We start from the raw sequence: 23805 nt of genomic DNA on the forward strand, positions 1-23805 counted from the left end.
AAATAACCCGTGGAGGTCATATGAAGCGTTTTGCTCTGGCGCTCGTCACGCTGGTAGTCTGCGCTGGTGCGCAGGCGGCCAGTGATGAAGTGGAAATGAATCTTGTCACCTCTCAGGGTGTGGGGCAGTCCATCGGAACGGTGAAAATAACCGAAACCGACAAAGGACTGGAGTTCGCACCCAACCTCAAAGCACTCCCACCCGGTGAACATGGTTTCCATGTTCATGCCAACGGTAGCTGTCAGCCTGCACTGAAAGAGGGAAAAGCCTCGGCGGCGGAATCGGCGGGAGGCCACTTTGATCCCCAACATTCCGGTAAACACGAAGGTCCTAACGGGATGGGGCATCTCGGCGATCTCCCTGTGCTGGTGGTGAATAACGACGGCAAAGCCACGGAACCCGTCGTTGCACCACGGCTGAAAAAGCTGGCTGAGATTAAAGGCAAAGCGCTGATGATCCATGTTGGCGGTGACAATATGTCCGATCAGCCTAAACCGCTTGGCGGTGGCGGAGTGCGTTATGCCTGCGGCGTAATTTGATCCCCAATGGTTCCCGGAGGAGGCGCTTGCTCCAGCTGCGACAGCGAGCAGTGCAGGCGCCAGATGATCGAGGCCAAATCTCGTGCAGCGGGCAAATGGTGCCGCGCGAGGGTATCGCAGATCCGCTGCAGCTCAGCCAGTGTGGCTTCGAGGGGACGTTGCTGGACACCGCGTTCACTCATGACATCGCGTAGCAGGGAGATGCAAACATCCCGAACCTGTGAGAGGGGATCAGAGCGTGTTTCCCATACGCGAAGCTGCCAGACTACGTGCGAACAGTTCAACAGCACTACGCCCCAGCGCAACAGCCAGCGGCGGGAAAGTGCGTCCTGGCTGTTATTCAACTGGCTGACATGGTGATAAACCAGCGATTCATACTCATTTTCACTCAGATGCGGTTTACGACTGAGTTGGTCGACAAACCCCCGGCGTAACTCCCGGATGTGCCGACGACTCTTGCGCGCATCTGAACCGGGGCGTAACACCGCGAAGGCCAGCCAGGCCAGTCCGACACCGAGGATCTTCGCCAGGTTGTCATTGAGAAAACTGGCGTAATCGTAAACCGGTGGATTCGTCACGGAAATAAACGACCCCATAAAAACAATCAACTGTCCCCATAGCCCCGCCAGTTTGGGCATTTGCAGCTTCAGAAGCTGCATGGTGGTTAACAGCGGAAACAGAAACAGCAGAAACTGCCACAGGTCACTTATCTGCACCATCAGGCCGAACTTCACCACAAAACTGAACAACGACAGTAATACCAGGGTGCGCATTAGCAGCGTAAGAGAGTTAAACGGTGAGGCAGCAACGGAGTAAAGCACGCAGCTGATGGCAGCGAGCGTCAGGGCAGCTGTACCGGAGTCCCACTGCGTGGCAATGCTCCACGCCCCCACCAGCATCAGTGCGCAGAAGGTGCGAAAGCCGCTCCACAGTGCTTCGAGATAGTCTGTATGGCGTGCGAGCGCTGGACTACCCGGGACGTTGAATTCAGTCACCGGGGTGGCATTCTCGACGGCGCTAATCCAGCGGCTGCTTCGTAGATACAGCCGGCAAAAATAATTAAGACGCTGCCAGAAGGCGCGATGACGATAATCGTACTCATCGACCGGGGCGAGCGGCGCAATGATCTTCGCGACGGTGTAGATGTCCGCATCCGGGCGTGCAAGGGTTGCGAGCAGTACGTCAATCACCGCACGGGTGTTTTCTGGTGGCGTCGGCCAATTGAGTAACATCCGGCGCAGGCTGGAGATAGCGCTGGTCATGCGCAGCTGCTGGTGCAGCAGATAGTTAAGCAGGGTATTCTGACGGCGGAAGCGGTAATGACTCCAGAAGGCCTGGATGCGTAACAGATTCATGGTCAGGATCTGCCCGATGACCTTTTCATGGGCGAGACGGATCTCATCGTTGGTATCAGGTTGCCACAGCAGGCTTGCGTGCTCCAGTAATCGGGCATGCATGGTTTTCAGCGCGGTGATGAGCGCGGTGCCGTCGGACGTACTGGGCAGGATCATCATCATAAACCCGCCGCTGAGGATACCGACAATCACTTCACAGACGCGCGCCTGAGCGATATCCCACAGTTCGGTGGTATCGAGTACGTTAACCACCGGAAAGGCAATGATGGCGGCGGTATAGCCCGCCAGCTGGAAAGCATAGGCGACGTTGTTGGTAAAATGAGCGCAGGCCCAGGTACAGCATCCCAGCCATGCCGCCATGCTCAGCAAGAACAGCCATGGATCGTTCAGCGTATGACCGGCGATAATTAACGCTGCAGTGGCACCCAGCAGGCTGCCTGCGATACGACCGAGGCTTTTACTGATTACACCTCCGACAGTGGGAAAACTCACCACCGCCGCAGAGGTCATCGCCCAGTAGGGTTCATCAAGGTTCAGGTAATAGGCGATGGTCAGCGCAAGACACATCGCGATGCCATTACGCAGCGCATAGCGCCACTGGGGACGCGTCGCTTTCATCCACGGCGTGTTACGCCAGGAGAGCACCTGCAGTTTCATTAACGGGTTCCGATGGAGACGGTACAGGTCGTGCCGGATACCAGGGTGATGTCCTGCGGTAGACGGTCAAACTCTACACGAACCGGAACGCGTTGAGCCAGACGCACCCAGGGAACGTTCGGCTTAATGTCCGGTACCAGGCCGGAATCCGTTTCAACGCTTTGATCGTATATCGCCCGACCAATACTGGATACGTGACCCTGTAACTTTTGCGAACTGCTATAAAGGGTAATGGTTGCCGGAGAACCCTCGCGGATATGGCGAAGTTTGGTCTCTTCAAAATAGCCCACGACATAGAAGGAGTGGCTGTCGACGAGGGCAAACACCGGCTGTCCGGTAGTGGCATAGTTACCCACACGCGCTGAAAGGTTGGTCACCCATCCGTCGACAGGCGATGTTATAACGGTTTGGGTTAGCTCCCACTGGGCTTGTTTCAGCGTAGCCTCAGCCACATTGACGCTTGCCTGCATGGCCTTAACGTTGATATTCGCAGTATCTAAATCTTCTGCAGAGATGTAATTTTGCGATAAATGTCGGCGGCGGTTTGCCTCGTTGTTGGCTTTCGCTAAGTCAGACTGGGCTTTTGCCAGCTGAGCCTGGGCATTCAGAATCGCAATGTGATACGGGGTATCGTCGATACGGAATAGCACGTCCCCCTTTTTAACATACTGGTTATCGTTAACAAGAAGCGCCGTGATACTCCCTGAAACCTGGGGAGTAATGCTGACCTGTTCAGCGCGAATTTTGCCATCACGCGTCCAGGGTGATTGCATATAAAAATTCCACAGCCACCAGCCTGCAACCAGCGCGAGAGCGAGGACAAACAACGTGGAAAAGTACTTCAGCGTTTTCAGGGGCATATTCACCACACCAGCAAGACAGCAAGGCCCAGACACACGGAGAGGGCAAACAGGGAGAGATCCATCAACATGGGATGCCAGATTTCGCCGGAATACATCCAGTCACGAAGCAGACGATGTGCGATGAGCCAGAGAATAAAACCTATCAGTACGGCTTTAAACAAAGGCGGAAAGTAGACTGATGCACCGAAGATCAAGTCCTGAAGGGGCAAACCTTCTGAGTGATGAAAAAACGTCACAGGTAGAAATCCTTTGCAGTGAACAGAATGTCACAATGGCTTGTCTTAGTATGATGAGGTATCACAATTCAGTGTAAGTCATACTTTTAAGTTCCATGAATGCAGTATTGCATTTGTTTTGGCAATATAAATGCTGCACACTATTCTAAAATCAGTATAATAACTTAGCAAGCTAATTATAAGGAGATGAAATTGGAATCGCCATTAGGTTCTGATCTGGCAAGGTTGGTACGCGTCTGGCGTGCTCTGATTGACCATCGCCTGAAACCTCTGGAATTGACACAGACACATTGGGTTACGCTGCATAACATTCATCAGCTGCCGCCTGAACAGTCGCAAATTCAACTGGCAAAAGCGATAGGTATTGAGCAACCGTCGCTGGTGCGCACGCTTGACCAGCTGGAAGAGAAGGGACTCATCTCCCGGCAAACCTGCGCCAGCGATCGTCGCGCTAAGCGGATTAAACTCACAGAGAAAGCGACTCCCATCATTACTGAAATGGAAGCCGTGATTACCAAAACGCGGGGTGAAATCCTCTCGGGTGTTTCTCCGGCGGAGCTTGAAATGCTCATCAGCCTTATTGGTCGCCTGGAACAAAACATCCATGAGCTGCAGTCGCGCGACTGACATTCCAAAGGGCCTTGCAACAGCAAGGCCTTTTTCATTTAAAGACGACTACGCGGTTACGGCCTGTCTCTTTTGCTTCGTACATTGCCTTATCGGCACTTTCCACGCACTCTTCTGCAGTAATCCCTGATGAGGTTGCCGTAAATACTCCCATGCTGATAGTGATCGGTTCTGGTAACTGCCCCTCGCTGCTGGCCTTATCAAAGCCGCTCAGATTGAGCCGTATGCGTTCAGCCACCTTGTAAGCCTCTTCTGAAGAGGTGTTAGCCAGCATCAGTACAAACTCTTCGCCACCGATACGGGCCGCAATATCTTGTGGGCGCACGGAATCCATCAGCAGATGAGCGACAAACTGCAACACTTTGTCTCCCTGGAGATGCCCATAGTTGTCGTTGATTCGCTTAAAGCGGTCGAGATCGCTGACGATAACAGAAACAGGACGACTGGCTTTGGCGATATCCAGGGCCTGATTTAATGATTCATAGAAATAACTGCGGTTATAAAGCCGGGTGAGCGGATCGCGAATCGAGTTCTGATACGATTGCTGATACTTTAAATGTGAGTCACGATACAACCTGAAGACATCATAAAGCAGAACAAAAATAATAAGCAGCGTAGCAACTGTTTCAAATAATCGGGCCCGATACCAGGCGATATCTTCAGCGTGTCCGCCAGCCAGTAGCATTGTCAGCGTCACAATATAACAGACGCATAAGAAATTACCGCCAACCCAGAAAAGGTTACGTACCCGGGTAATAAACATTAGTGTTGCTAACGTTACTATCCAGAGAACAATAAGAAGAATATTAATGGCCTGGCTCCAGAGAACCATAAATTGCCGGGTTTCATTATCGACAAGATCCAGTAATAACAGTGATGAATGACTGGAACAAAACCACGCCAGAGCCACCATAGAAACAGTAAAGATAAATCCGCCAGTCACGATGGAAATATGTGCCGGACGTGAAAGCGGGTAATCCCGGATGGTATAAAGCAAGGCTGAAAGGATGATGAGAACCGCCATGATAAGATGGCGGAACATAAAGAAGATCATGGCATCATTATAGTTAACTGCATTGAACTGATAGAGAGCTAACCAGGAAGGGAAGCTGGATAGCGTTCCTACCATCATCATCGCCGAGCCGGCAAAGGCTAAGGCAATTGCAATCAGATACAACCTTCTTCGATCACACCAGTATTTCATTGCCATAAAACAGGCAATAAACAGGTGAAATACCAGTAAGAAAATGGTCAGTGTAGGGAATAATAGCGGAGAGAACGACGGTACCCGTTCGACAAGTTCTAAAAATAAACCCTGCAATAGCCCAATGACGGCAATGCAGCCGATACAGAATAAGAAATAACGGTTCTTCACACAATTATTCATCGCAAGCATATAAGTTTTAACAAAATTATAATAAATAAAAAAAGGCAATTGCGATGAGTTTAACTAATGAATTTTATAAATACTTTGCGCAGGAACAATATCAAGACTAATTAATAATAAGTTAAGTATATATTTGTGTGAAAATATTAATTAATATTATATTTTTGTAAATGGATGTGGCCTGGTGACCACATCCAAAAACGAATTAACGTGGAGAAACGGTAACCTGGCTTCCGTTGCTCGCCAGAACAACGCGCTGGCCTGCAGAGAAACGCGTGCTACCTTGTTTCTGAACAACCATGATGGTGCTGCCATCATCTTTACGGATTTCCAGCTCTACACCCTGGGTTTTGTTCATCGCACCCTGAACGCCCTGTCCTGCTACACCACCGGCAACGGCGCCTGCTGCGGTCGCCAGAGAGCGGCCTGTACCACCGCCGACGGTATTACCCAGGAAACCACCCAGCACAGCACCGCCGATTGCACCCATCACGTTGTTTTCATCACCACCCTGGATTTGTACAGGACGGGCATTAACAACGGTACCGTAAGTCACATTCTGAACCTGTTTCGCTTCAGAAGCGCTGTAAACGTCGCCAGAAAGTGAACTGTCATTCACACAGCCAGCCAGAGTTAAACCAATCAGCGAAACGCCCAGTACACGTAAAATCATTTGAATCTCCTGTTCACCAAAAACGCCCGATTGAGGGCATCCGTTATGGCTAAATTATATGGCATAAGGGGCCATAGTTCATATCTTTGCACTAACAATGGGAAAATTGTACTTGAATTTGACTTAACGAGACATAAACAGTCTTCGCACGTGTTACCCGTCTGACATTGTTAAAAAATATTATCGCCGGATAGCAAAGCAGCGCTGTTTATGGTTGAGTGGATACTCTTAGCCCACGCAACGTAAGGAAAGCGCATGAAATCGGGTCGCTACATTGGTGTGATGTCAGGCACCAGTCTGGATGGGGTAGATGTCGTTCTGGCCGCCATTGATGAAAACATGGTGGCGCAGCAGGCGAGCCTGACCTGGCCAATCCCCATTTCACTGAAAGAGGATATTCTGAGTATCTGTCAGGGGCAGCAACTCACCCTTTCCCAGCTAGGGCAGCTCGATGTACGCTTGGGAGCGCTGTTTGCTGATGCGGTACAGGCGTTAATGCACAAAGAACATCTTCGTCCACAGGATGTGGTTGCCATTGGGTGTCACGGACAAACGGTCTGGCATGAGCCAGGTGGCGAAGCACCGCATACCCTGCAAATTGGTGATAACAACCAGATTGTGGCAAAGACCGGTGTAACGGTGGTGGGCGATTTTCGTCGTCGCGATATTGCGCTTGGAGGACAGGGTGCACCGCTGGTGCCCGCTTTCCATCAGGCTTTACTGGCGCACCCTTCAGAACGCCGTATGGTGCTCAATATTGGTGGTATCGCCAATCTGTCCATGCTCATCCCGGGACAGCCCGTACGTGGCTACGATACCGGCCCGGGCAATATGTTAATGGATGCCTGGATCTGGCGTCAGTGCGGTCAACCGTATGATAAAAACGCGGAGTGGGCGAGCGCGGGTAAAGTGATTATTCCGCTGTTGCAGTCCATGTTAAGCGACCCTTATTTTGCACTACCGGCACCGAAAAGCACGGGGCGCGAATATTTCAACTATGGCTGGCTTGAGCGCCAGCTGGCGCAATTCCCGGCACTCGCGCCGCAGGATGTCCAGGCAACACTTGCTGAGTTAACGGCCGTGTCGATATCTGAACAGGTGCTTCTCAGTGGCGGATGCGAACGTCTGCTGGTGTGCGGGGGAGGAAGCCGAAATCCGCTGGTGATGGCGCGTCTTGCCGGGCTACTGCCGGGTACAGAAGTCACGACGACAGATGAGGCGGGTATCAGTGGAGATGATATGGAGGCGCTGGCCTTTGCATGGCTTGCCTGGCGCACGATTGCCGGGCTACCGGGCAATTTACCGTCGGTAACCGGTGCGCGTGAGGCGAGCGTCCTTGGTGCCATTTTCCCGGCCAACCCTCGTCAGAATCAGAGTTAACTGAAATTCAGCGTCGCGTATTGTCGTTAGAATGGAATAAAAACAGGAGGGCAGTCACGCCCTCCAGGACCAGGAAAGTCGTCGGAATACGCTCATGAAAAAACTTCTTCTTATTGTCGCGCCTTTGTTGCTGTCAGGATGCAGCGTCTATAACCAACTCGTTGAGCGTATGCAGACCGATACGCTAGAGTATCGTTGCGATGAAAAGCCGCTGACCGTTAAGCTGAATAACCCGCGCCAGGAAGCCAGTTTTGTGTACGACAATAAATTGCTGACCCTGAAGCAGGGCATCTCGGCCTCCGGTGCACGTTATACCGATGGTATCTATGTCTTCTGGTCGAAAGGGGACAGCGCCACGGTCTACAAACGTGACCGTATCGTGCTGAACAATTGTCAGCTCGAAAATCCGAAGCGTTGAGATTTTTACAGGGGCGGCGCACAATAGCGCCACCCAATCTCAATGTCAGCTAACGCCATGTCAGATAACGACGAACTGCAGCAAATCGCGCATCTGCGCCGTGAATACACTAAAGGTGGCCTGCGTCGCCAGGACCTTCCCGCTGAACCCCTCGTGCTTTTTGAACGCTGGCTGAAACAGGCTTGTGAAGCGAAACTGGCCGACCCAACGGCTATGGTTGTCGCAACGGTCGATGAAAACGGTCAACCGTATCAGCGCATCGTATTGCTCAAGCATTATGACGAGAAAGGTTTGGTGTTCTACACCAACCTGGGCAGTCGCAAAGCACACCATCTGGAAAACAATCCGCGTATCAGCCTGCTGTTCCCCTGGCATATGCTGGAGCGTCAGGTCATGGTGACAGGCAAAGCGGAACGTCTCTCGACGCTGGAAGTGGTGAAGTATTTCCACAGCCGTCCGCGCGACAGCCAGATTGGCGCCTGGGTCTCAAAACAGTCGAGCCGAATTTCAGCTCGAGGCGTGCTGGAAAGCAAATTTCTTGAGCTGAAACAGAAGTTCCAGCAGGGTGAAATTCCCCTGCCAAGCTTCTGGGGCGGTTTCCGCATCCCGATTGAGCAGATGGAGTTTTGGCAGGGGGGCGAACATCGCCTGCACGATCGCTTTTTATACCAGCGCGACAATGGCGGCTGGAAAATCGACAGACTGGCACCATAATCCCCGAAATTTGTTGATTTAAGCGCTAGCGCACACCGCGCTTGCGCTTTATTCTATGGTACTTTCGCATCAGGCGAAAAGTCGTGTACCGGCAAAGGTGCAGTCGTTTATACATGGAGAATTTGATGGCAAGCAGTAACTTGATTAAACAATTGCAAGAGCGGGGCCTCGTGGCTCAGGTGACGGACGAGGAAGCGTTAGCAGAGCGACTGGCGCAAGGCCCGATCGCGCTCTATTGCGGCTTCGATCCCACCGCTGACAGCTTGCATTTGGGGCATCTTGTTCCATTGTTATGCCTGAAACGCTTCCAGATGGCGGGCCATAAACCTGTTGCCCTGGTTGGCGGTGCGACAGGTCTGATTGGTGACCCAAGTTTTAAAGCCGCTGAGCGTAAACTGAATACCGAAGACACCGTGCAGGAGTGGGTGGATAAGATCCGCAAACAGGTTGCACCGTTCCTCGACTTCAACTGTGGTGATAACTCCGCCATTGCCGCTAACAACTATGACTGGTTTGGCGGCATGAACGTGCTGACTTTCCTGCGTGACATCGGCAAGCATTTCTCTGTTAACCAGATGATTAACAAAGAAGCCGTGAAGCAGCGTCTGAACCGTGATGACCAGGGTATCTCCTTCACCGAGTTCTCGTACAACCTGCTGCAGGGTTATGACTTTGCCTGTCTGAACAAACTGCACGGTGTTTCCCTGCAGATTGGCGGTTCTGACCAGTGGGGTAACATCACCTCCGGTATTGACCTGACCCGTCGTCTGCACCAGAACCAGGTCTTTGGTCTGACCGTTCCGCTGATCACCAAAGCCGACGGGACCAAATTCGGTAAAACCGAAGGTGGCGCGGTATGGCTTGATCCGAAAAAGACCAGCCCGTACAAATTCTACCAGTTCTGGATCAACACGGCTGATGCCGATGTATACCGCTTCCTGAAGTTCTTCACCTTTATGGACATTGAAGAAATCAATGCCCTGGAAGAAGAGGACAAAAATAGCGGTAAGGCGCCACGTGCACAGTACGTGCTGGCGGACGAAGTGACCAAACTGGTTCACGGTGAAGAAGGTCTGGCCGCGGCAAAACGCATTACGGCAAGCCTGTTTAACGGTACACTGAGCGATCTGAGCGAAGCGGACTTCGAACAGCTGGCGCAGGACGGCGTGCCAATGGTCGAGATGGAAAAAGGTGCTGACCTGATGCAGGCGCTGGTGGACTCCGAGCTGCAGCCTTCCCGTGGTCAGGCGCGTAAAACCATCGCGTCCAACGCTATCACCATCAATGGTGAGAAGCAGTCCGACCCGGAATATACCTTCACTGACAGCGATCGTCTGTATGGTCGCTACACGCTGCTGCGTCGCGGCAAGAAAAATTACTGTCTGATCTGCTGGAAATAATTAAAAGTAGCCAGGGGCGTGGGAAACCACGCCCCTTTTGTTTTTACAGGGTTTGGTAAGAAAAAAATGAAGAACATCCTCGCCATTCAGTCCCACGTTGTTTTCGGACATGCTGGCAATAGCGCCGCGGAATTTCCAATGCGCCGCCTCGGTGCCAACGTCTGGCCCCTCAACACCGTACAGTTCTCCAACCACACGCAATACGGCCAATGGACCGGCTGCGTAATGCCGCCTTCACACCTCACGGAAGTTGTGCAAGGTATTGCCGATATCGGCCAGCTCAAACGTTGTGACGCCGTACTGAGCGGTTATCTCGGTTCAGCAGAGCAGGGAGAGCATATCCTCGGTATTGTTCGCCAGGTGAAAACGGCAAACCCAGCGGCAAAATTCTTCTGTGACCCTGTTATGGGCCATCCGGAGAAAGGCTGCATCGTGGCACCGGGTGTCGCAGAGTTTCATGTTCGCCATGCGCTGCCCGCCAGCGATATCATTGCGCCAAATCTGGTCGAACTGGAGATCCTTTGCGAGCATCCCGTTAACAGCGTAGAAGAGGCGGTAAGCGCGTCCCGCGAGCTGATAGCTCTGGGGCCAGAAACTGTGCTGGTGAAACATCTCGCGCGTGCAGGGCTTAGTAAGGACCGTTTTGAGATGCTGCTGGTGACGAAAGACGATGCCTGGCATATCAGCCGTCCGCTGGTGGATTTTGGCCCACGTCAGCCGGTAGGGGTTGGGGATGTGACCAGCGGTCTGCTGTTGGTGAAACTCCTGCAGGGTGCAACGTTGCGAGATGCCCTGGAGCATGTCACCGCGGCGGTATACGAAATCATGATTGCGACGAAAGAAATGCAGGAGTATGAATTACAGGTCGTTGCGGCACAGGATCGTATTGCTAAGCCGGAACACTATTTTAGCGCAACGCAGCTTTAAAATATGCCGGGTGGCGCTGCGCTTACCCGGCCTACTCAACCCGTAGGCCCGTGCCAGCGCCGCGCCGCCGGGCGATGTTAGTTAAGACCTTCCGCTTTCAGCGCTGCAGCTACCGCAGGACGTTCTGCCATGCGTGTCATATACGATGCAATATGGTCTAACCCTTCCAGGTTCAGCTTAACCGCGCGCGCCCAGCGCAGTACGGTAAACAGGTACGCATCGGCAATTGTGAAACGCGAACCACAAATCCACTGGTCGTCTTTCAGCGATTCGTTAACGTACTGCAGCTTTTTCTCAAGAAGCGCACGCAAGGTGGGTTTGTACTCTTCTGGCGTATCGGGACGGAACAGCGGCGTAAAGCCTTTGTGCAGCTCGGTCGCAATGTAGTTCAGCCACTCCAGCGTTTTATAGCGAGAAACCGTACTTACCGGTGCCAGTAACTGGCGATCGGGCACGCTATCTGCCAGAAACTGCATAATCGCCACACCCTCGGTCAGCAGAGTACCGTCATCCAGCAACAGTGCCGGAACTTGTCCCTTCGGGTTGATGGCAAGAAAATCATCACCGTTTTCCAGACGTTTTTTCATCAGATCAACGCCATCCAGCGTAAAATCTTTGCCGCTCTCGCGCAGGGTGATATGGGAAGCAAGAGAGCACGCGCCCGGTTTGTAGAACAGTTTCATCGGTAACTCCTTTTTGCTGAGGTTTCAGCTATGTTAGTGCGCGAACGGGTAAAAAAAAAGCCGCTAATGCATTAGCGGCTTCTGTTATGTCGTTTCTCAATGATATTACGCGGTAGCGGTTTTAGTCGCTTTAGCGGTCTTGTCGTCGTCCTGAGTCATACGATTCAGTTTCGGCGCCGTCAGCAGCATCAGAGCAGCGATGACTGCTGTAGCGATACCAATCTGCATGAATACAGTACCGTAGACGTTCAGAGAGACCAGTGGGTCAGTGACGTTATCCGGAACGGCCATCAGGTTTGCAATCTTACCTGCAATGATTGCTGCGCCGGCAGTGGTCAGGAACCAGCTACCCATAATGAAGCCCATCAGACGCTGTGGTACCAGCTGTGCAACCATCGCCAGACCCAGACCGGAGATCATCAGTTCACCGATAGACTGCAGAGCGTAGCTCAGGATCAGCCAGTTAACGGAAACGATACCTGCATCAGTCGCGAATTTGGTACCCAGTGGCAGCACCAGGAAGGCGCCGGAGCACAACACCATGCCGATGGCAAACTTGTGCGGCATTGGCAGACGGTCACCCATCTTGTTATAGATAGCGGCCAGAATTGGGCTGCCAATCATAATCCAGAACGGGTTCAGGGCCTGATACTGCTCCGGTTCGAATGCGATACCCAGAATTGAGTGCTCAACGTTACGAATAGCGAAGAAGTTCAGAGAGGTTGGCATCTGGCTGTACAGTACGAAGAAGATAATCGCTTCCAGCATCAGAATGAACGCCACAATCATCTTACGACGTGCAGCACCCTGCATGGCGAAGGCTTCTTTCGCGAAGATAATCACGATACCCAGTGCAACCACACCCAGAACCGCACGCGCGATACCCTGGTTGTGCAGCAGCCAGGTCGCGATTGCAGCAAGGATCACAACGCCTACAATGGTCGCCAGCAGTTTACCCACATGTACAGGTTCGAAGTCAGGTTTTGAACCGTAGTTTTTAACCCAGCGTTTGCAGAAGGCAAAGTTGACAACGGTGATCAGCATACCGACCACGGACAGGGAGAACGCCACGCTCCAGCCGAATTTAGCGGCCAGCCACGGTGTTGCCAGCATGGAGAAGAAGGAACCGATGTTCACGGACATGTAGTACATGGTGAATGCACCGTCCAGACGCGGGTCATCTTTGCTGTAACAGGTAGAGAGCAGGGAAGATGGGTTCGCTTTGAACAGCCCGTTACCCACGGCGATGGTCGCCATGCCCATATACACGACAGCAGCATCATGACCAGACCACGCAACCAGCGCATAACCGATTGCCAGTACAATGGCACCCAGCATGATAACGCGTTTAGTACCGAGAACTTTATCACCCAGCCAGCCGCCGATTGCGACCAGACCGTAAACCAGAGCACTGAAGGAGGAGAACAGCGTGATGGAATCGGCTTCGGACATACCCAGCTGTTTTACCAGGTAAACCGCCATGATCCCTTGCAGGCCGTAATAACCAAAACGCTCCCATAACTCGATAGAGAAGATGAGATAGAACGCTTTTGGTTGTTTAAAAGCGTTAAGACTTACGCTTTCATCTGTTGGTTTATTGTTTGCAGTAGACACATATACCTCTTTTTTTACATCCCATATTAACGGGGGTGTTCATAGCGTGATGGCCGTAGTCCATACGCCTTATAGTTATTTTGGGAGGAGAAACGGCGGGTAATGTTCACTATCCTGTTCATTCTGGCAAGATGTTTGTAATAATCTGTTACATATATCTTTAGTGGTATAATCATCGGTTCATACAAATGTTATTCAGCGTTAAATTTCATTGGTTGAGAATTGGTAGTTTTTTTCACTAGAAAAAACCTGTAAAGGGCGGTGTATGGCGATATGTTCTGCTATTTGCCGCTTGTGGCAGTGATATAGCCCATATTCTGAAAAATAGCTGGTCTTATCGTCGGCAAAGAAAGAGGAGTGTCTTGTCAGGCAAAGGGTTTAGGTTGATTTTGACAACAAAAATACAACATGAAGTTATCAGGGTGATCGCGATCACAGATGTATGGAAATTTTTGGCTATGAAAAAACTATTAACCTGTTTTAGCGTTAAACAACCGAAGAAGTGACAGGTGAGGGAACACGAAAGGCGGACAAATAATGGGCAAAAGAAGGGTCTCTGGTAGCCCTTCTTTTAATAAGGGGTTACGACGATCAGGGATACACTTTTTCTTTGTATTCGCAAAGATCTTCAATAATGCAGGAGCCGCAGCGCGGCTTGCGCGCAATGCAGGTATAACGCCCGTGCAGAATCAGCCAGTGGTGGCAGTCAACCTTAAATTCGGCAGGAACCACTTTGAGCAGTTTCTCCTCAACCTGCTCGACATTTTTGCCGGGTGCGAAGTTGGTGCGGTTAGATACGCGGAAGATATGCGTGTCGACAGCGATAGTCGGCCAGCCAAATGCCGTATTTAGCACAACGTTCGCGGTTTTTCGACCTACACCGGGTAACGCCTCAAGCGCCGCGCGATCTTCCGGCACTTCGCCACCGTGCTGTTCCAGCAGGATCCGGCAGGTATTAATCACGTTCTCCGCTTTGCTGTTAAACAGGCCGATGGTTTTGATATAAGACTTCACGCCTTCCACGCCCAGTTCCAGCATGGCCTTCGGCGTATTGGCAACAGGATAGAGCAGGGCGGTGGCTTTATTGACGCTTACATCGGTAGCTTGCGCAGAGAGCAGCACGGCGATCAGCAGCTCAAACGGGGAGTTAAAGTTCAACTCTGTCGTCGGGTGTGGGTTCTCGTCCCTCAGACGAGTCAGGATCGCAATGCGCTTTTCTTTATTCATGAGGCCTTCTCGGGTATCCCTTCCAGGACGCTGCGCTCTGCCGCGCGGCGCTTACGTTTCTCATCAATCAGGTATTTTATCGCCAGCATCATGCCGAGGCCAATAAATGCGCCTGGCGGCAGCATGGCCAGCAGAAATGGCGTATCGGTGTGGAACACTTCAATGCGCAGCGCCCTGGCCCAGCCGCCCAGCAGCGCGTCTGCACCGTCAAACAGCGTACCGTTGCCGAGGATTTCACGTATTGAGCCCAGCACAAACATGGCTCCCGTGGCGCCCATACCAATCGAAAAACCATCCAGCGCCGACATGGCCGGACTGTTTTTCACAGCGAAGGCTTCCGCGCGTCCAACCACGATACAGTTGGTGACGATAAGCGGAATAAAGATGCCCAGCGACTGATACAGACCGAATGCGTAAGCGTTAATCAGCATCTGGACGATACTCACGACCGAGGCAATGATCATGACGTAAATCGGAATACGGATTTCCGACGGCGTCCAGCGGCGCAGGGCTGAGATGGAGAGGTTGGTCAGGGTCAGTACCAGCGTGGTCGCCAGACCCAGACCAAGCGCGTTGGTGGCGGTGGAGGTGACCGCCAGCAATGGACACATTCCCAGAAGCTGTACCAGCGCGGAGTTGTTCTTCCACAACCCCTGGACAATAACTTCTTTAACCTGGCTCATGATTACTCCTCACAGGCCGGAAGATTGTTGATGTGCGCGGGCAGCGTTTCAGCATACAGCCCGGCTCGTTTTACGGCGTTAACCACGGCGCGTGGGGTGATGGTCGCCCCGGTGAACTGGTCGAACTCGCCGCCATCTTTCTTCACCGCAAAGGCAGTATCTCCTTCGCCATGAATCACTTTACCGGCAAAATGCAAAATCCAGTCGCTCAGACGGGTTTCAATTTTATCGCCAAGACCCGGCGTCTCATGATGTTCCGTTACGCGGGTGCCCAGTATCGTACCGGAGAAATCGCTGCCAACGAGCAGTTGAATGGCACCGGAATAGCCATCGGGGGCTGTCGCTTCCATCACCGCGCCCACCGGTTTATCCCCTTTACGGGCGATAAAGACGCGATGTGCGCCTTTGCCTAACTGCGGCGCCTGGACGATGAAACAGCTTTGCTGCAGGTCATTATCGTAGAAGTCAGACGGGATCACCTGATCGAACAGCGCTTTTTGCTGCTTCGAAGCCTGTTCTTCGATGGTCGTTTTGGTCAACGAATTCACCAGTGCCGTCAGCCCAGTCAGGACCGCGGCGAAGACAGCCAGCGTAACGCCGTGTTTTTGCATTGTTTTCAACATGGCGAAACCCTTAACGATGTCCGTACACGCGCGGACGCGTGTAATAGTCGATGAGCGGAACGGTAATGTTGGCGAGCAGGACGGCAAATGCCACACCATCCGGATAGCCACCAAAGCTGCGGATCAACCATACCAGCAACCCAGCCAGCGCACCGAAGATCAGGCGGCCACGGTTGGTCGTTGACGCGGTAACCGGATCCGTCAGGATAAAGAATGCGCCTAACATGGTCGCGCCGGAGAGCAAATGCAACTGCGGGCTGGCCAGTGACTCGGGGGAGAACACCCAGCCCAGCGTGGCACAAACCGCCAGCGTCACGAGGAAGCTGATCGGGATATGCCAGCGAATGGCTTTTTGTTGCAGCAGGAACAGACCGCCCAGCAGATACGCCAGGTTAACCCACTGCCAGCCTGCGCCTGCCAGCACGCCACTGTAGATGGCTGATTTCATAATCTGTTCAACGCTGTGGCCCGCGTGCAGGGACGTTTTAAACGTATCGAGAGGCGTCGCCTGGCTGATACCATCCACGCCCATACGCAGCGTGTTCATATCAGCACCGAGTGCAGTATGGCCGGAAAAGATCACGTGCAGGGCATCCATAAAGCCCGGAACCGTTGCCGCAATCTCATGCGGTGGCAACCAGCTTGTCATCTGTACCGGGAAGGAGATCAGCAGCACCACGTAGCCGATCATTGCCGGGTTAAACGGGTTATGACCGAGCCCACCATACAGTTGTTTGGCAATTATCACTGCGAAGACGGTACCGAGTACCACCATCCACCATGGGGCAAACGGTGGAATACTGATGGCCAGCAGCAGGCCGGTCAGTAGCGCGGAGTTGTCGGCAAGGATGCGGGAAACTACCATCTTGCGCAGTTTAAGCACCAGGGCTTCAGCGGCTAAGGCGCTGACACAGCCCAGGACTATCTGGAACAGGGTTCCCCAGCCGAAAAACCAGCACTGAACGGCAATGCCCGGCAGCGCGGCCAGGCAGACCAGCATCATAATGCGCGATGTCTGGCGCTGGTTGTGGGTGTAAGGGGAACTTGCGATTCTGAAAACCATTTAATCCTCGTTAACTGCTTGCTGTGCGGCTTTCTTCGCCTGAACGCGCGCGATGGCAGCGGCGACGGCAGCTTTGCGCGGGTCGTCATTTGCGGCCTGCGGTTGCTCTTCCTGTTGCGCCGCTTTACGGGCTTTAGCGCGGGCAATTGCCGCTTCAACGGCGGCTTTGCGCGGATCGACCGGCGTTTCGGGTTCGGTTGTTTGCGTCTGTTGTGCTGACTTACGGGCTTTGGCACGGGCTATTGCCGCTTCGACGGCAGCTTTGCGCGGGTCCACCGCCTCTTTCTCGACAACCACGTTTTGCTCACCGGCTTTTCGGGCTTTGGCGCGGGCAATTGCCGCTTCAACGGCGGCTTTTCGTGGATCAACCTCAACTTCAGCCTGAGCTGTTTGCCCTTTTTCAGCCTGACGGGCACGAGCCGCTGCTTTACGCGCTTCTCGGGCGGCAATCGCTTCGCTATTATCCGGTTTCTCACCCGCTGGGATGACCACGGTTTGGGCTGCGGTCGCTTTTTTCTCGCGAACGCGCGCCAGTGCCGCGTTAATGGCATCCTGATCTTTCTCGCCTGGCTGAACAGCAGCCTGCTTATGGCGCTCCTGACGAGCCGCTTTTTCGCGCTCCAGTCGAGCCTGGCGCGCTTCAAAGCGGGCTTTTGCTTCGGCTGCACGTTTTTCTTCCATTGAGATGGCATAAATTTCAGCCTTCTCCTGGCGGAAATACTGCACCAGTGGAATGTTACTTGGGCAAACCCAGGCGCAGGCTCCGCATTCAATACAGTCAGCCAGATTATGGGCTTGTGCTTTGTCGTGCAGTTGGCCTTTACTGTACCAGTACAACTGCTGCGGAAGCAGGTCCGCCGGGCAAGCGTCGGCACAGGCACTGCAACGGATACAACCTTTCTCCTCCTGCTCTTCGCCCATTTCGGTTGGGGAAGGCGCAAGCAGGCAGTTCGTGATTTTGACCACCGGGACATCCAGCCACGGCAGGGTAAAGCCCATCAGTGGGCCGCCCATGATCACCATCTGGTCGCTGCCAGGGCAAAATTCAGCCTGTTCCAGCAGGTGACGAACCGGCGTTCCCAGTCGCGCCCAGACGTTCCCCGGACGCGAGACAGACTCTCCGGTCAGCGTTACCACGCGCTCGGTCAACGGCTCGCCGTCAATCACCGCGCGCTTCACCGCATAGGCGGTCCCGACGTTTTGCATCAGCACACCGATATCTGAGGAACGTCCACCGTGCGGCACTTGTTTACCGGTAAGAATCTGCGTCAGCTGTTTTGCGCCACCAGAAGGGTACTTGGTTGGAATGACGCGCAGGGCGATATCATGGCTACCGGCCAGTACGGCGCGCAGCATTGAGATGGCCTGTGGTTTATTGTCTTCAATTCCAATCAGTACTTCTTTCGGCTGCAGAATGTGCGCGAGAATGCGGATACCTTCCACCACCTGGGCGGCGCAATCCTGCATCAGACGATCGTCTGCGGTAATATACGGCTCGCATTCAGCGGCATTGATAATCAGCGTCTGAATTTTATCGCCACCGCCACGCAGTTTGACACCGGTAGGGAAGCCTGCGCCGCCCAGTCCGGCAACACCGAACTGATGAATACGCTCGATGAGCGCGTCGCGACTCCGGTTGCGGTAGTCGCCCCAGCCGTCACGCTCGATCCAGCGATCTTCACCGTCGGCTTCAATAATGACGCTGAGTTCTGAAAGTGCTGACGGGTGAGCCACCGTATGCGGGGCGATTGCCACCACTTTACCGGACGTTGGTGCGTGTACAGGCAGCATTCGTCCCCGGCCAAAGGTCAGCGGCTGGCCGCGAAGAACCGTATCGCCTTCTTTCACACACAGCTCGCCCTCCGCGCCAATATGCTGCTTGAGCGGCATAACGTAGCGCGTCGCCAGCGGAATTTGACGCAGTGGGGTGCCGTTGGACTGGGTTTTCATCTCCGGCGGATGAATACCGCCGTCAAAGTCCCAGATCTTCTCTTTTCTGAAAGCAGAAAATAACTTAAGCATGTTGTTCCACAGGAATGTTGCGAACCGGAATGGTTTGAAGATCCCACTTCCAGCTTTCGGTAGTCGTTTCAACCGGGCGCAGTTCAATACATTGCGTCGGGCAGGGCGCTACGCAGAGGTTGCAGCCAGTACACAGATCCGCGACGACGGTGTGCATGGCGCGGGTTGCGCCAACGATGGCATCTACAGGGCAGGCCTGAATGCATTTGGTGCAGCCGATGCAGTTCGCTTCGTCGATCACAGCAAGTGCGCGAACCGGCTCCTGGATATCTCCATCACCGTCAATCGGCTGCGGGTCAACGTTCAGCAGAGCCGCAATTTTCAGCATTACCGCTTCACCACCCGGTGCACAGCGGTTAATTTTTTCACCCTGAATCCCTACCGCTTCGGCATAGGGGCGGCAACCGGGATAGCCACACTGTCCACACTGGCTTTGTGGAAGAAGCTCATCAATTTTTTCAACAACAGGATCGTCCTCTACCGCAAAACGGCGGGAGGCGTAACCCAGGATAAGGCCAAACACCAACCCCAGGACGCTGATAGAGGCGATGGCAATCCAGATAGCATTCATTACAACTTCACCAGACCACTAAAGCCCATAAAGGCCAGAGACATTAAACCTGCGGTCACCAGCGCAATCGCATTACCGCGAAACGGCGCAGGGATATCCGCTGCGGCGAGGCGCTCACGAATAGAGGCGAACAGCACCATCACCAGAGAAAAACCGACGGCCGCAGAAAAACCATACAGTGCCGATTGCATAAAGTTATGGCCAAGGTTGATGTTCAGCAGCGCTACGCCGAGCACGGCGCAGTTGGTGGTAATCAACGGCAGGAAAATCCCCAGCAGGCGATAGAGCGCCGGACTGGTTTTGCGCACCACCATTTCGGTAAATTGCACAACCACTGCAATAACCAGAATAAAGGCCAGCGTACGGAGATAGGTTAACCCCAACGGGATAAGGATCCAGGTATCAATCCACCACGCGCAAATAGACGCCAGCGTCATGACAAAGGTGGTCGCCAGCCCCATGCCCATTGCAGTTTCCAGTTTTTTGGAAACGCCCATAAATGGACATAGGCCAAGGAACTTCACCAGGACGAAGTTGTTAACCAGCACTGTGCCGACAAAGAGCAGTAAGTAATCGGTCATTATTTAGCCTGAAATAAAAAAGCCGCCTATTATCGGATAAACCAACGCAGGCGACAACAGGTTATCTGTAAGGTTATTACGGGTTCACAAAGGTGTTTTTCACCCGTGTCGAACGCTTGAAATAGGGCACCAGCAGCGCAGCGGCCAGTAAAGGGAAAAGTAGCTGGCGGACGGCCAGTGCGTCAGAAACCGGCGAAAAAGCAAAAGCTTTTACCGCCAGCAGGACCGAAATCAGCAGCCAGATAATGTAATGCTTAGGCACACTTTTACGGCGCTTAAAGAAAGCGATGGTCAGCCACAGCGTGTAGTACCACATCCCTATCGCGAAAACGAACGATACAAACCACATCGCAATATTAAGCACACTTTGCGACATCAGCGTCTGGATGACATGCGGGGTAATCAGTGCGGTGGTATAAAGCAGCAGCGCAAGTGATGCGCTTAATAAGGCAACCAGCAGCCATGCCAGTGGGGCGATTAACCAGCCTCCAATGCGTTCTCCAGGCGTTGCGGTCATAAACTCTCCCATAATCTGCGCGAAATGTTGTTCAGCCAGTTTGCAGGGCGGAGAGTATATAACATTTCGCGCTGATGGCTACTTTCTTATAAAACGTAACGCCAGACAGACTTAGGCACTTCACCCACATTGAACAACCGGCCTCCGGAGACCAGTTCCGCACGGCGATGGTCAGCGGCACGATACATGTTGATGATTTCCTGATTATCCGACAGGGTGTAGTTCAGATGGTCAAACAGTTTTTCCAGGCTTTCAAGCGAATTGATCTTGCGAAATTTTAATAAATAGTCCTGAACTGTCATATTAATAATTTTCCATATAAAAGTGAGTAATACCAGTTAAGGTAATTCGTTCGAATAATAAACGGATTAATAAAGACGTAAACAGCCCACTCAGGTAATGCGACTAAATTAGGAGTTTTCTTTGCTGAAAGTTTCAGGCATCAAATGATGCCTGGAAGAGAAGGTTAACCGTGTTCACCAGGGCTGGCAATACGTAACTGACATATTGTGTCACTCTTTATTGCAGTAACCGGTTACTTAGGTTGGGCGACTGTGACAGGCTCCGGCGGCTGGTAGTTATCGATATGGCTGGCAACGCCAAGCAAAATGACCGATACCCCAAGAACAATCCATCCCGCTAATTCAATGATTCGATTAATAATTGACGTCATGATTCGGAGTTGTAATTTATCCATAAATACAGGGAGCAGATGTTACAGCGGCGTTTCCCCGGCGGCAAGTGCTTTGGGAACGGTTCCCTTAAACAAAATCAGGTGGTTAATACTATGTAACAAAAACAACCCATACAACCTGCTATTTTAAGTCATATGGCACATTATTAATCTGTGGTAATGCCAGGCTAGCCAGTGTGAAATAAGAACGCCATAAAAGAGGATGACACTATGAGTGATAATATCCGCGTCGGGCTTATTGGTTATGGATATGCGGGAAAAACGTTTCATGCGCCTCTGATCGACGGGACGCCCGGAATGGCGCTGGCTGCCGTATCCAGTAGTGATGCAACTAAAGTCCATGCCGACTGGCCTTCCGTGCCGGTTGTCTCTGAACCTAAACATCTTTTTAACGATCCGAATATTGATTTAATTATCATCCCCACGCCAAACGACACGCACTTTCCGCTGGCAAAGGCGGCGCTGGAAGCCGGCAAGCACGTGGTCGTTGATAAACCCTTTACCGTGACGTTGTCACAAGCACGCGAGCTTGATGCGCTGGCAAAGAGCCTGGGCAGGTTACTTTCGGTATTCCATAACCGTCGCTGGGACAGCGATTTTCTGACCGTAAAAAGGCTTCTCAGCGAAGGTACGTTGGGGGAGATCCTCTTTTTTGAATCGCATTTTGACCGTTTTCGCCCGCAGGTACGAAACCGCTGGCGCGAGCAGGCCGGTCCGGGCAGCGGCATCTGGTACGATCTGGCCCCGCATCTTCTGGATCAGGCCGTGAATCTGTTTGGCCTGCCGGTGAGTATGACGGTCGATCTGGCACAGCTCAGGCCTGGCGCGCAGACAACGGATTATTTCCATGCGGTTTTGAGTTACCCACAGCGTCGAATTGTGCTCCACGGGACGATGGTGGCGGCCGCAGAATCCGCGCGTTATATCATTCACGGTACGCGCGGTAGCTATGTGAAGTTTGGTCTCGACCCGCAGGAAGATCGCTTAAAAAACGGGGAGCGTTTGCCACAGGAAGACTGGGGCTATGATATGCGAGACGGTGTCGTGACGCGGGTTGAAGGTGAGGAGCTGGTGGAGGAAACCTTGCTGACTATTCCAGGTAACTACCCGGCTTATTATGCAGCTATCCGCGATGCGCTGAACGGAACGGGGGAAAATCCGGTTCCGGCAAGCCAGGCCATTCAGATTATGGAGCTGATTGAGCTGGGCATCGAATCAGCCAAACATCGCGCCACGCTCTGTCTGGCATAAGGTACAGGTATTTTGTAGGCCGGGTAAGGCGCAGCCGCCACCCGGCAAAAAGTCTTACGCGGATGCCACCTTATCCCGCAGCGCCTGCTTCTCTTCAGGCGTCAGGAAAGCGATCTCCAGGCCGTTGATCTGCGCCTGACGAATTTGCTCGCGGCTCAGACCCGCCTGAGGTGCAGCAATGTTGTATTCGTGAATAATATCCACCCCCTGAACCGCCGGATCGTCAGTATTCAGTGTAGCCAGCACACCGTGCTCAAGGAACGTTTTCAGCGGGTGCTGTGCCAGCGTTGACACGGTGCTGGTCTGAATATTAGACGTCAGGCAAGACTCAATTCCGATGCGCTGTTCCGCCAGGAAATCCATCAGAGCGCGATCTTCTACCGCTTTTACGCCGTGGCCGATACGCTCGGCGCCCAGCTCGCGGATGGCCTGCCAGATGCTTTCCGGACCTGCCGCTTCACCTGCATGAACGGTAATGTGCCACCCGGCGTCACGCGCGCGGTTGAAATGGGACAGGAACAGACTGCCCGGGAAGCCCAGCTCATCACCGGCGAGGTCGACCGCAGTGATGGCATCGCGATGCGCCAGCAGCGCTTCCAGTTCCTGCAGGCAGGCTGCCTCACCGAACGTACGGCTCATGATGCCAATCAGACGGGCCTGGACATCAAACGTTTTACAGCCTTCGCGGACGCCTTCAATGACGGCTTCCACTACGCCTGCAACGGGCAGGTTGTGGGTCATCGCCATATAGCCTGGCGAGAAACGCAGTTCGACGTAATGCAGACCGTTACGGGCGGCATCTTCGATGTTCTCGAACGCCACGCGGCGGCAGGCATCCAGCGAGGCCAGCATCTTCACGCCCCAGTCGAGTTTACTCAGGAAGCTGACCAGATCCGGTTCATTGGAGGTGACCTGAACATGAGGGATCAAGGACTCAAGTGTCTGAGCAGGAAGCGTTAAATTGAACTGGCGGCCAAGATCGAGGATGGTTTGGGCACGAATGTTACCGTCAAGGTGACGATGAATATCAGTTAATGGCAGGCGTGTATCAATCATGGTCGCACTCTTTTCTGGTTAAAGTGCGCCATATTATAAAAACA

Annotated in this window: 26 protein-coding genes; 8 read left to right on the plus strand and 18 right to left on the minus strand. The window is 53.0% G+C overall.

From position 1 onward, the window contains the following. Positions 1-20: 20 nt before the first annotated feature. Positions 21-539 carry a superoxide dismutase [Cu-Zn] SodC gene (sodC, locus tag AAHF05_RS09635; protein ID WP_028017295.1) on the plus strand — a complete coding sequence of 173 codons (519 nt, stop codon included), beginning with the start codon at positions 21-23 and terminating at the stop codon, positions 537-539. Here sodC and AAHF05_RS09640 read toward each other — a convergent pair. The 3 genes from AAHF05_RS09640 to AAHF05_RS09650 are packed head-to-tail and all read right to left on the minus strand — an operon-like array spanning position 518 to position 3650. Continuing rightward, complete coding sequence (locus tag AAHF05_RS09640; RefSeq protein WP_129324552.1) at positions 518-2551, minus strand: FUSC family protein; 2034 nt, start codon at positions 2549-2551, stop codon at positions 518-520. The two genes, sodC and AAHF05_RS09640, sit on opposite strands and share 22 nt — an antisense overlap. Continuing rightward, positions 2551-3411 carry an HlyD family secretion protein gene (locus AAHF05_RS09645; protein ID WP_028017297.1) on the minus strand — a complete coding sequence of 287 codons (861 nt, stop codon included), beginning with the start codon at positions 3409-3411 and terminating at the stop codon, positions 2551-2553. Before AAHF05_RS09645 ends, AAHF05_RS09640 begins: the two co-directional genes overlap by 1 nt. Before the next feature lie 2 nt (positions 3412-3413). Beyond that, on the minus strand, positions 3414-3650 hold the full coding sequence (locus tag AAHF05_RS09650) for a DUF1656 domain-containing protein (RefSeq protein WP_129324553.1): 237 nt from the start codon (positions 3648-3650) through the stop codon (positions 3414-3416). Between the two features lie 186 nt (positions 3651-3836). On the opposite strand from AAHF05_RS09650, the gene slyA reads away from it, so the two are divergent. Continuing rightward, positions 3837-4277: a transcriptional regulator SlyA gene (slyA, locus tag AAHF05_RS09655; protein WP_028017299.1), complete on the plus strand. Its 441-nt coding sequence runs from the start codon at positions 3837-3839 to the stop codon at positions 4275-4277. A 34-nt stretch (positions 4278-4311) separates the two neighbouring features. Here the strand turns inward: slyA and AAHF05_RS09660 are convergent, their stop codons facing one another. Both AAHF05_RS09660 and slyB read right to left on the minus strand, forming a co-directional pair. Next, a complete protein-coding gene (locus AAHF05_RS09660; RefSeq protein WP_129324558.1) occupies positions 4312-5673 on the minus strand; it encodes a GGDEF domain-containing protein in 1362 nt (453 codons plus the stop codon). A 196-nt stretch (positions 5674-5869) separates the two neighbouring features. Continuing rightward, the gene (slyB, locus tag AAHF05_RS09665; RefSeq protein WP_008500578.1) at positions 5870-6337 is read right to left on the minus strand and encodes an outer membrane lipoprotein SlyB; all 468 of its coding nucleotides are present in this window, start codon (positions 6335-6337) and stop codon (positions 5870-5872) included. 255 nt (positions 6338-6592) lie between these two features. Between slyB and anmK the strand changes: the two genes are divergently transcribed. The 5 genes from anmK to pdxY all read left to right on the plus strand — a co-directional run bounded on the left by anmK (position 6593) and on the right by pdxY (position 11176). Continuing rightward, positions 6593-7717: an anhydro-N-acetylmuramic acid kinase gene (anmK, locus tag AAHF05_RS09670; RefSeq protein ID WP_028017301.1), complete on the plus strand. Its 1125-nt coding sequence runs from the start codon at positions 6593-6595 to the stop codon at positions 7715-7717. Positions 7718-7811: 94 nt separating this feature from the next. After that, positions 7812-8135 carry a C-type lysozyme inhibitor gene (gene mliC / locus AAHF05_RS09675; RefSeq protein ID WP_028017302.1) on the plus strand — a complete coding sequence of 108 codons (324 nt, stop codon included), beginning with the start codon at positions 7812-7814 and terminating at the stop codon, positions 8133-8135. Positions 8136-8192: 57 nt separating this feature from the next. Further along, the gene (gene pdxH / locus AAHF05_RS09680) at positions 8193-8849 is read left to right on the plus strand and encodes a pyridoxamine 5'-phosphate oxidase (RefSeq protein ID WP_028017303.1); all 657 of its coding nucleotides are present in this window, start codon (positions 8193-8195) and stop codon (positions 8847-8849) included. A gap of 125 nt (positions 8850-8974) precedes the next feature. After that, positions 8975-10249, plus strand: coding sequence for a tyrosine--tRNA ligase (gene tyrS, locus AAHF05_RS09685; protein WP_028017304.1), 1275 nt, complete (start codon positions 8975-8977; stop codon positions 10247-10249). A gap of 66 nt (positions 10250-10315) precedes the next feature. Further along, on the plus strand, positions 10316-11176 hold the full coding sequence (gene pdxY / locus AAHF05_RS09690) for a pyridoxal kinase PdxY (protein ID WP_028017305.1): 861 nt from the start codon (positions 10316-10318) through the stop codon (positions 11174-11176). A 77-nt stretch (positions 11177-11253) separates the two neighbouring features. Here the strand turns inward: pdxY and gstA are convergent, their stop codons facing one another. The 12 genes from gstA to blr form a co-directional block, all read right to left on the minus strand. Then, entirely contained in the window at positions 11254-11859 is a 606-nt protein-coding gene (gene gstA / locus AAHF05_RS09695; RefSeq protein WP_028017306.1) for a glutathione transferase GstA, read from the minus strand. 105 nt (positions 11860-11964) lie between these two features. Next, complete coding sequence (gene dtpA, locus AAHF05_RS09700) at positions 11965-13473, minus strand: dipeptide/tripeptide permease DtpA (protein ID WP_028017307.1); 1509 nt, start codon at positions 13471-13473, stop codon at positions 11965-11967. A 591-nt stretch (positions 13474-14064) separates the two neighbouring features. Then, positions 14065-14700 (minus strand): endonuclease III, encoded by a 636-nt coding sequence (nth, locus tag AAHF05_RS09705; RefSeq protein WP_129325348.1) that lies wholly within the window; start codon positions 14698-14700, stop codon positions 14065-14067. Then, entirely contained in the window at positions 14697-15383 is a 687-nt protein-coding gene (locus AAHF05_RS09710) for an electron transport complex subunit E (RefSeq protein WP_049006312.1), read from the minus strand. Before AAHF05_RS09710 ends, nth begins: the two co-directional genes overlap by 4 nt. 2 nt (positions 15384-15385) lie before the next feature. Beyond that, positions 15386-16006 (minus strand): electron transport complex subunit RsxG, encoded by a 621-nt coding sequence (gene rsxG / locus AAHF05_RS09715; RefSeq protein WP_028017310.1) that lies wholly within the window; start codon positions 16004-16006, stop codon positions 15386-15388. A gap of 10 nt (positions 16007-16016) precedes the next feature. Continuing rightward, positions 16017-17069 (minus strand): electron transport complex subunit RsxD, encoded by a 1053-nt coding sequence (rsxD, locus tag AAHF05_RS09720; RefSeq protein ID WP_129325346.1) that lies wholly within the window; start codon positions 17067-17069, stop codon positions 16017-16019. Beyond that, entirely contained in the window at positions 17070-19091 is a 2022-nt protein-coding gene (rsxC, locus tag AAHF05_RS09725) for an electron transport complex subunit RsxC (protein WP_129325344.1), read from the minus strand. Next, a complete protein-coding gene (gene rsxB / locus AAHF05_RS09730) occupies positions 19084-19662 on the minus strand; it encodes an electron transport complex subunit RsxB (protein WP_129325341.1) in 579 nt (192 codons plus the stop codon). Before rsxB ends, rsxC begins: the two co-directional genes overlap by 8 nt. After that, the gene (gene rsxA / locus AAHF05_RS09735; RefSeq protein ID WP_008500564.1) at positions 19662-20243 is read right to left on the minus strand and encodes an electron transport complex subunit RsxA; all 582 of its coding nucleotides are present in this window, start codon (positions 20241-20243) and stop codon (positions 19662-19664) included. The genes rsxB and rsxA overlap by 1 nt, the downstream gene beginning before the upstream one ends. Positions 20244-20319: 76 nt before the next feature. Beyond that, positions 20320-20760: a DUF2569 domain-containing protein gene (locus tag AAHF05_RS09740; RefSeq protein ID WP_129325339.1), complete on the minus strand. Its 441-nt coding sequence runs from the start codon at positions 20758-20760 to the stop codon at positions 20320-20322. A gap of 86 nt (positions 20761-20846) precedes the next feature. Beyond that, positions 20847-21062, minus strand: coding sequence for a transcription modulator YdgT (gene ydgT, locus AAHF05_RS09745; RefSeq protein ID WP_006174966.1), 216 nt, complete (start codon positions 21060-21062; stop codon positions 20847-20849). 233 nt (positions 21063-21295) lie between these two features. After that, positions 21296-21421, minus strand: coding sequence for a division septum protein Blr (gene blr, locus AAHF05_RS09750; protein WP_168112406.1), 126 nt, complete (start codon positions 21419-21421; stop codon positions 21296-21298). A 243-nt stretch (positions 21422-21664) separates the two neighbouring features. Here blr and AAHF05_RS09755 point away from each other — a divergent pair, with 243 nt between their 5' ends. Further along, a complete protein-coding gene (locus tag AAHF05_RS09755; RefSeq protein WP_374936456.1) occupies positions 21665-22705 on the plus strand; it encodes an oxidoreductase in 1041 nt (346 codons plus the stop codon). A 54-nt stretch (positions 22706-22759) separates the two neighbouring features. Here the strand turns inward: AAHF05_RS09755 and add are convergent, their stop codons facing one another. Continuing rightward, positions 22760-23761 carry an adenosine deaminase gene (add, locus tag AAHF05_RS09760; RefSeq protein ID WP_129325337.1) on the minus strand — a complete coding sequence of 334 codons (1002 nt, stop codon included), beginning with the start codon at positions 23759-23761 and terminating at the stop codon, positions 22760-22762. Positions 23762-23805: the final 44 nt, after the last annotated feature.

This window comes from Enterobacter adelaidei, assembly GCF_041937165.1.
Classification (GTDB): domain Bacteria; phylum Pseudomonadota; class Gammaproteobacteria; order Enterobacterales; family Enterobacteriaceae; genus Enterobacter; species Enterobacter adelaidei.

What these genes read in the sequence shown, in the direction of transcription:
- add (WP_129325337.1), bottom strand. Translation starts at nt 23,761, where the DNA reads ATGATTGATACACGCCTGCCATTAACTGATATTCATCGTCACCTTGAC.
- gstA (WP_028017306.1), bottom strand. Translation starts at nt 11,859, where the DNA reads ATGAAACTGTTCTACAAACCGGGCGCGTGCTCTCTTGCTTCCCATATC.
- mliC (WP_028017302.1), top strand. Translation starts at nt 7,812, where the DNA reads ATGAAAAAACTTCTTCTTATTGTCGCGCCTTTGTTGCTGTCAGGATGC.
- sodC (WP_028017295.1), top strand. Translation starts at nt 21, where the DNA reads ATGAAGCGTTTTGCTCTGGCGCTCGTCACGCTGGTAGTCTGCGCTGGT.
- AAHF05_RS09660 (WP_129324558.1), bottom strand. Translation starts at nt 5,673, where the DNA reads ATGCTTGCGATGAATAATTGTGTGAAGAACCGTTATTTCTTATTCTGT.
- tyrS (WP_028017304.1), top strand. Translation starts at nt 8,975, where the DNA reads ATGGCAAGCAGTAACTTGATTAAACAATTGCAAGAGCGGGGCCTCGTG.
- AAHF05_RS09645 (WP_028017297.1), bottom strand. Translation starts at nt 3,411, where the DNA reads ATGCCCCTGAAAACGCTGAAGTACTTTTCCACGTTGTTTGTCCTCGCT.
- pdxY (WP_028017305.1), top strand. Translation starts at nt 10,316, where the DNA reads ATGAAGAACATCCTCGCCATTCAGTCCCACGTTGTTTTCGGACATGCT.
- slyA (WP_028017299.1), top strand. Translation starts at nt 3,837, where the DNA reads ATGAAATTGGAATCGCCATTAGGTTCTGATCTGGCAAGGTTGGTACGC.
- pdxH (WP_028017303.1), top strand. Translation starts at nt 8,193, where the DNA reads ATGTCAGATAACGACGAACTGCAGCAAATCGCGCATCTGCGCCGTGAA.
- anmK (WP_028017301.1), top strand. Translation starts at nt 6,593, where the DNA reads ATGAAATCGGGTCGCTACATTGGTGTGATGTCAGGCACCAGTCTGGAT.
- AAHF05_RS09755 (WP_374936456.1), top strand. Translation starts at nt 21,665, where the DNA reads ATGAGTGATAATATCCGCGTCGGGCTTATTGGTTATGGATATGCGGGA.
- AAHF05_RS09710 (WP_049006312.1), bottom strand. Translation starts at nt 15,383, where the DNA reads ATGAGCCAGGTTAAAGAAGTTATTGTCCAGGGGTTGTGGAAGAACAAC.
- rsxC (WP_129325344.1), bottom strand. Translation starts at nt 19,091, where the DNA reads ATGCTTAAGTTATTTTCTGCTTTCAGAAAAGAGAAGATCTGGGACTTT.
- slyB (WP_008500578.1), bottom strand. Translation starts at nt 6,337, where the DNA reads ATGATTTTACGTGTACTGGGCGTTTCGCTGATTGGTTTAACTCTGGCT.
- AAHF05_RS09640 (WP_129324552.1), bottom strand. Translation starts at nt 2,551, where the DNA reads ATGAAACTGCAGGTGCTCTCCTGGCGTAACACGCCGTGGATGAAAGCG.
- AAHF05_RS09740 (WP_129325339.1), bottom strand. Translation starts at nt 20,760, where the DNA reads ATGACCGCAACGCCTGGAGAACGCATTGGAGGCTGGTTAATCGCCCCA.
- nth (WP_129325348.1), bottom strand. Translation starts at nt 14,700, where the DNA reads ATGAATAAAGAAAAGCGCATTGCGATCCTGACTCGTCTGAGGGACGAG.
- ydgT (WP_006174966.1), bottom strand. Translation starts at nt 21,062, where the DNA reads ATGACAGTTCAGGACTATTTATTAAAATTTCGCAAGATCAATTCGCTT.
- rsxA (WP_008500564.1), bottom strand. Translation starts at nt 20,243, where the DNA reads ATGACCGATTACTTACTGCTCTTTGTCGGCACAGTGCTGGTTAACAAC.
- rsxB (WP_129325341.1), bottom strand. Translation starts at nt 19,662, where the DNA reads ATGAATGCTATCTGGATTGCCATCGCCTCTATCAGCGTCCTGGGGTTG.
- rsxG (WP_028017310.1), bottom strand. Translation starts at nt 16,006, where the DNA reads ATGTTGAAAACAATGCAAAAACACGGCGTTACGCTGGCTGTCTTCGCC.
- rsxD (WP_129325346.1), bottom strand. Translation starts at nt 17,069, where the DNA reads ATGGTTTTCAGAATCGCAAGTTCCCCTTACACCCACAACCAGCGCCAG.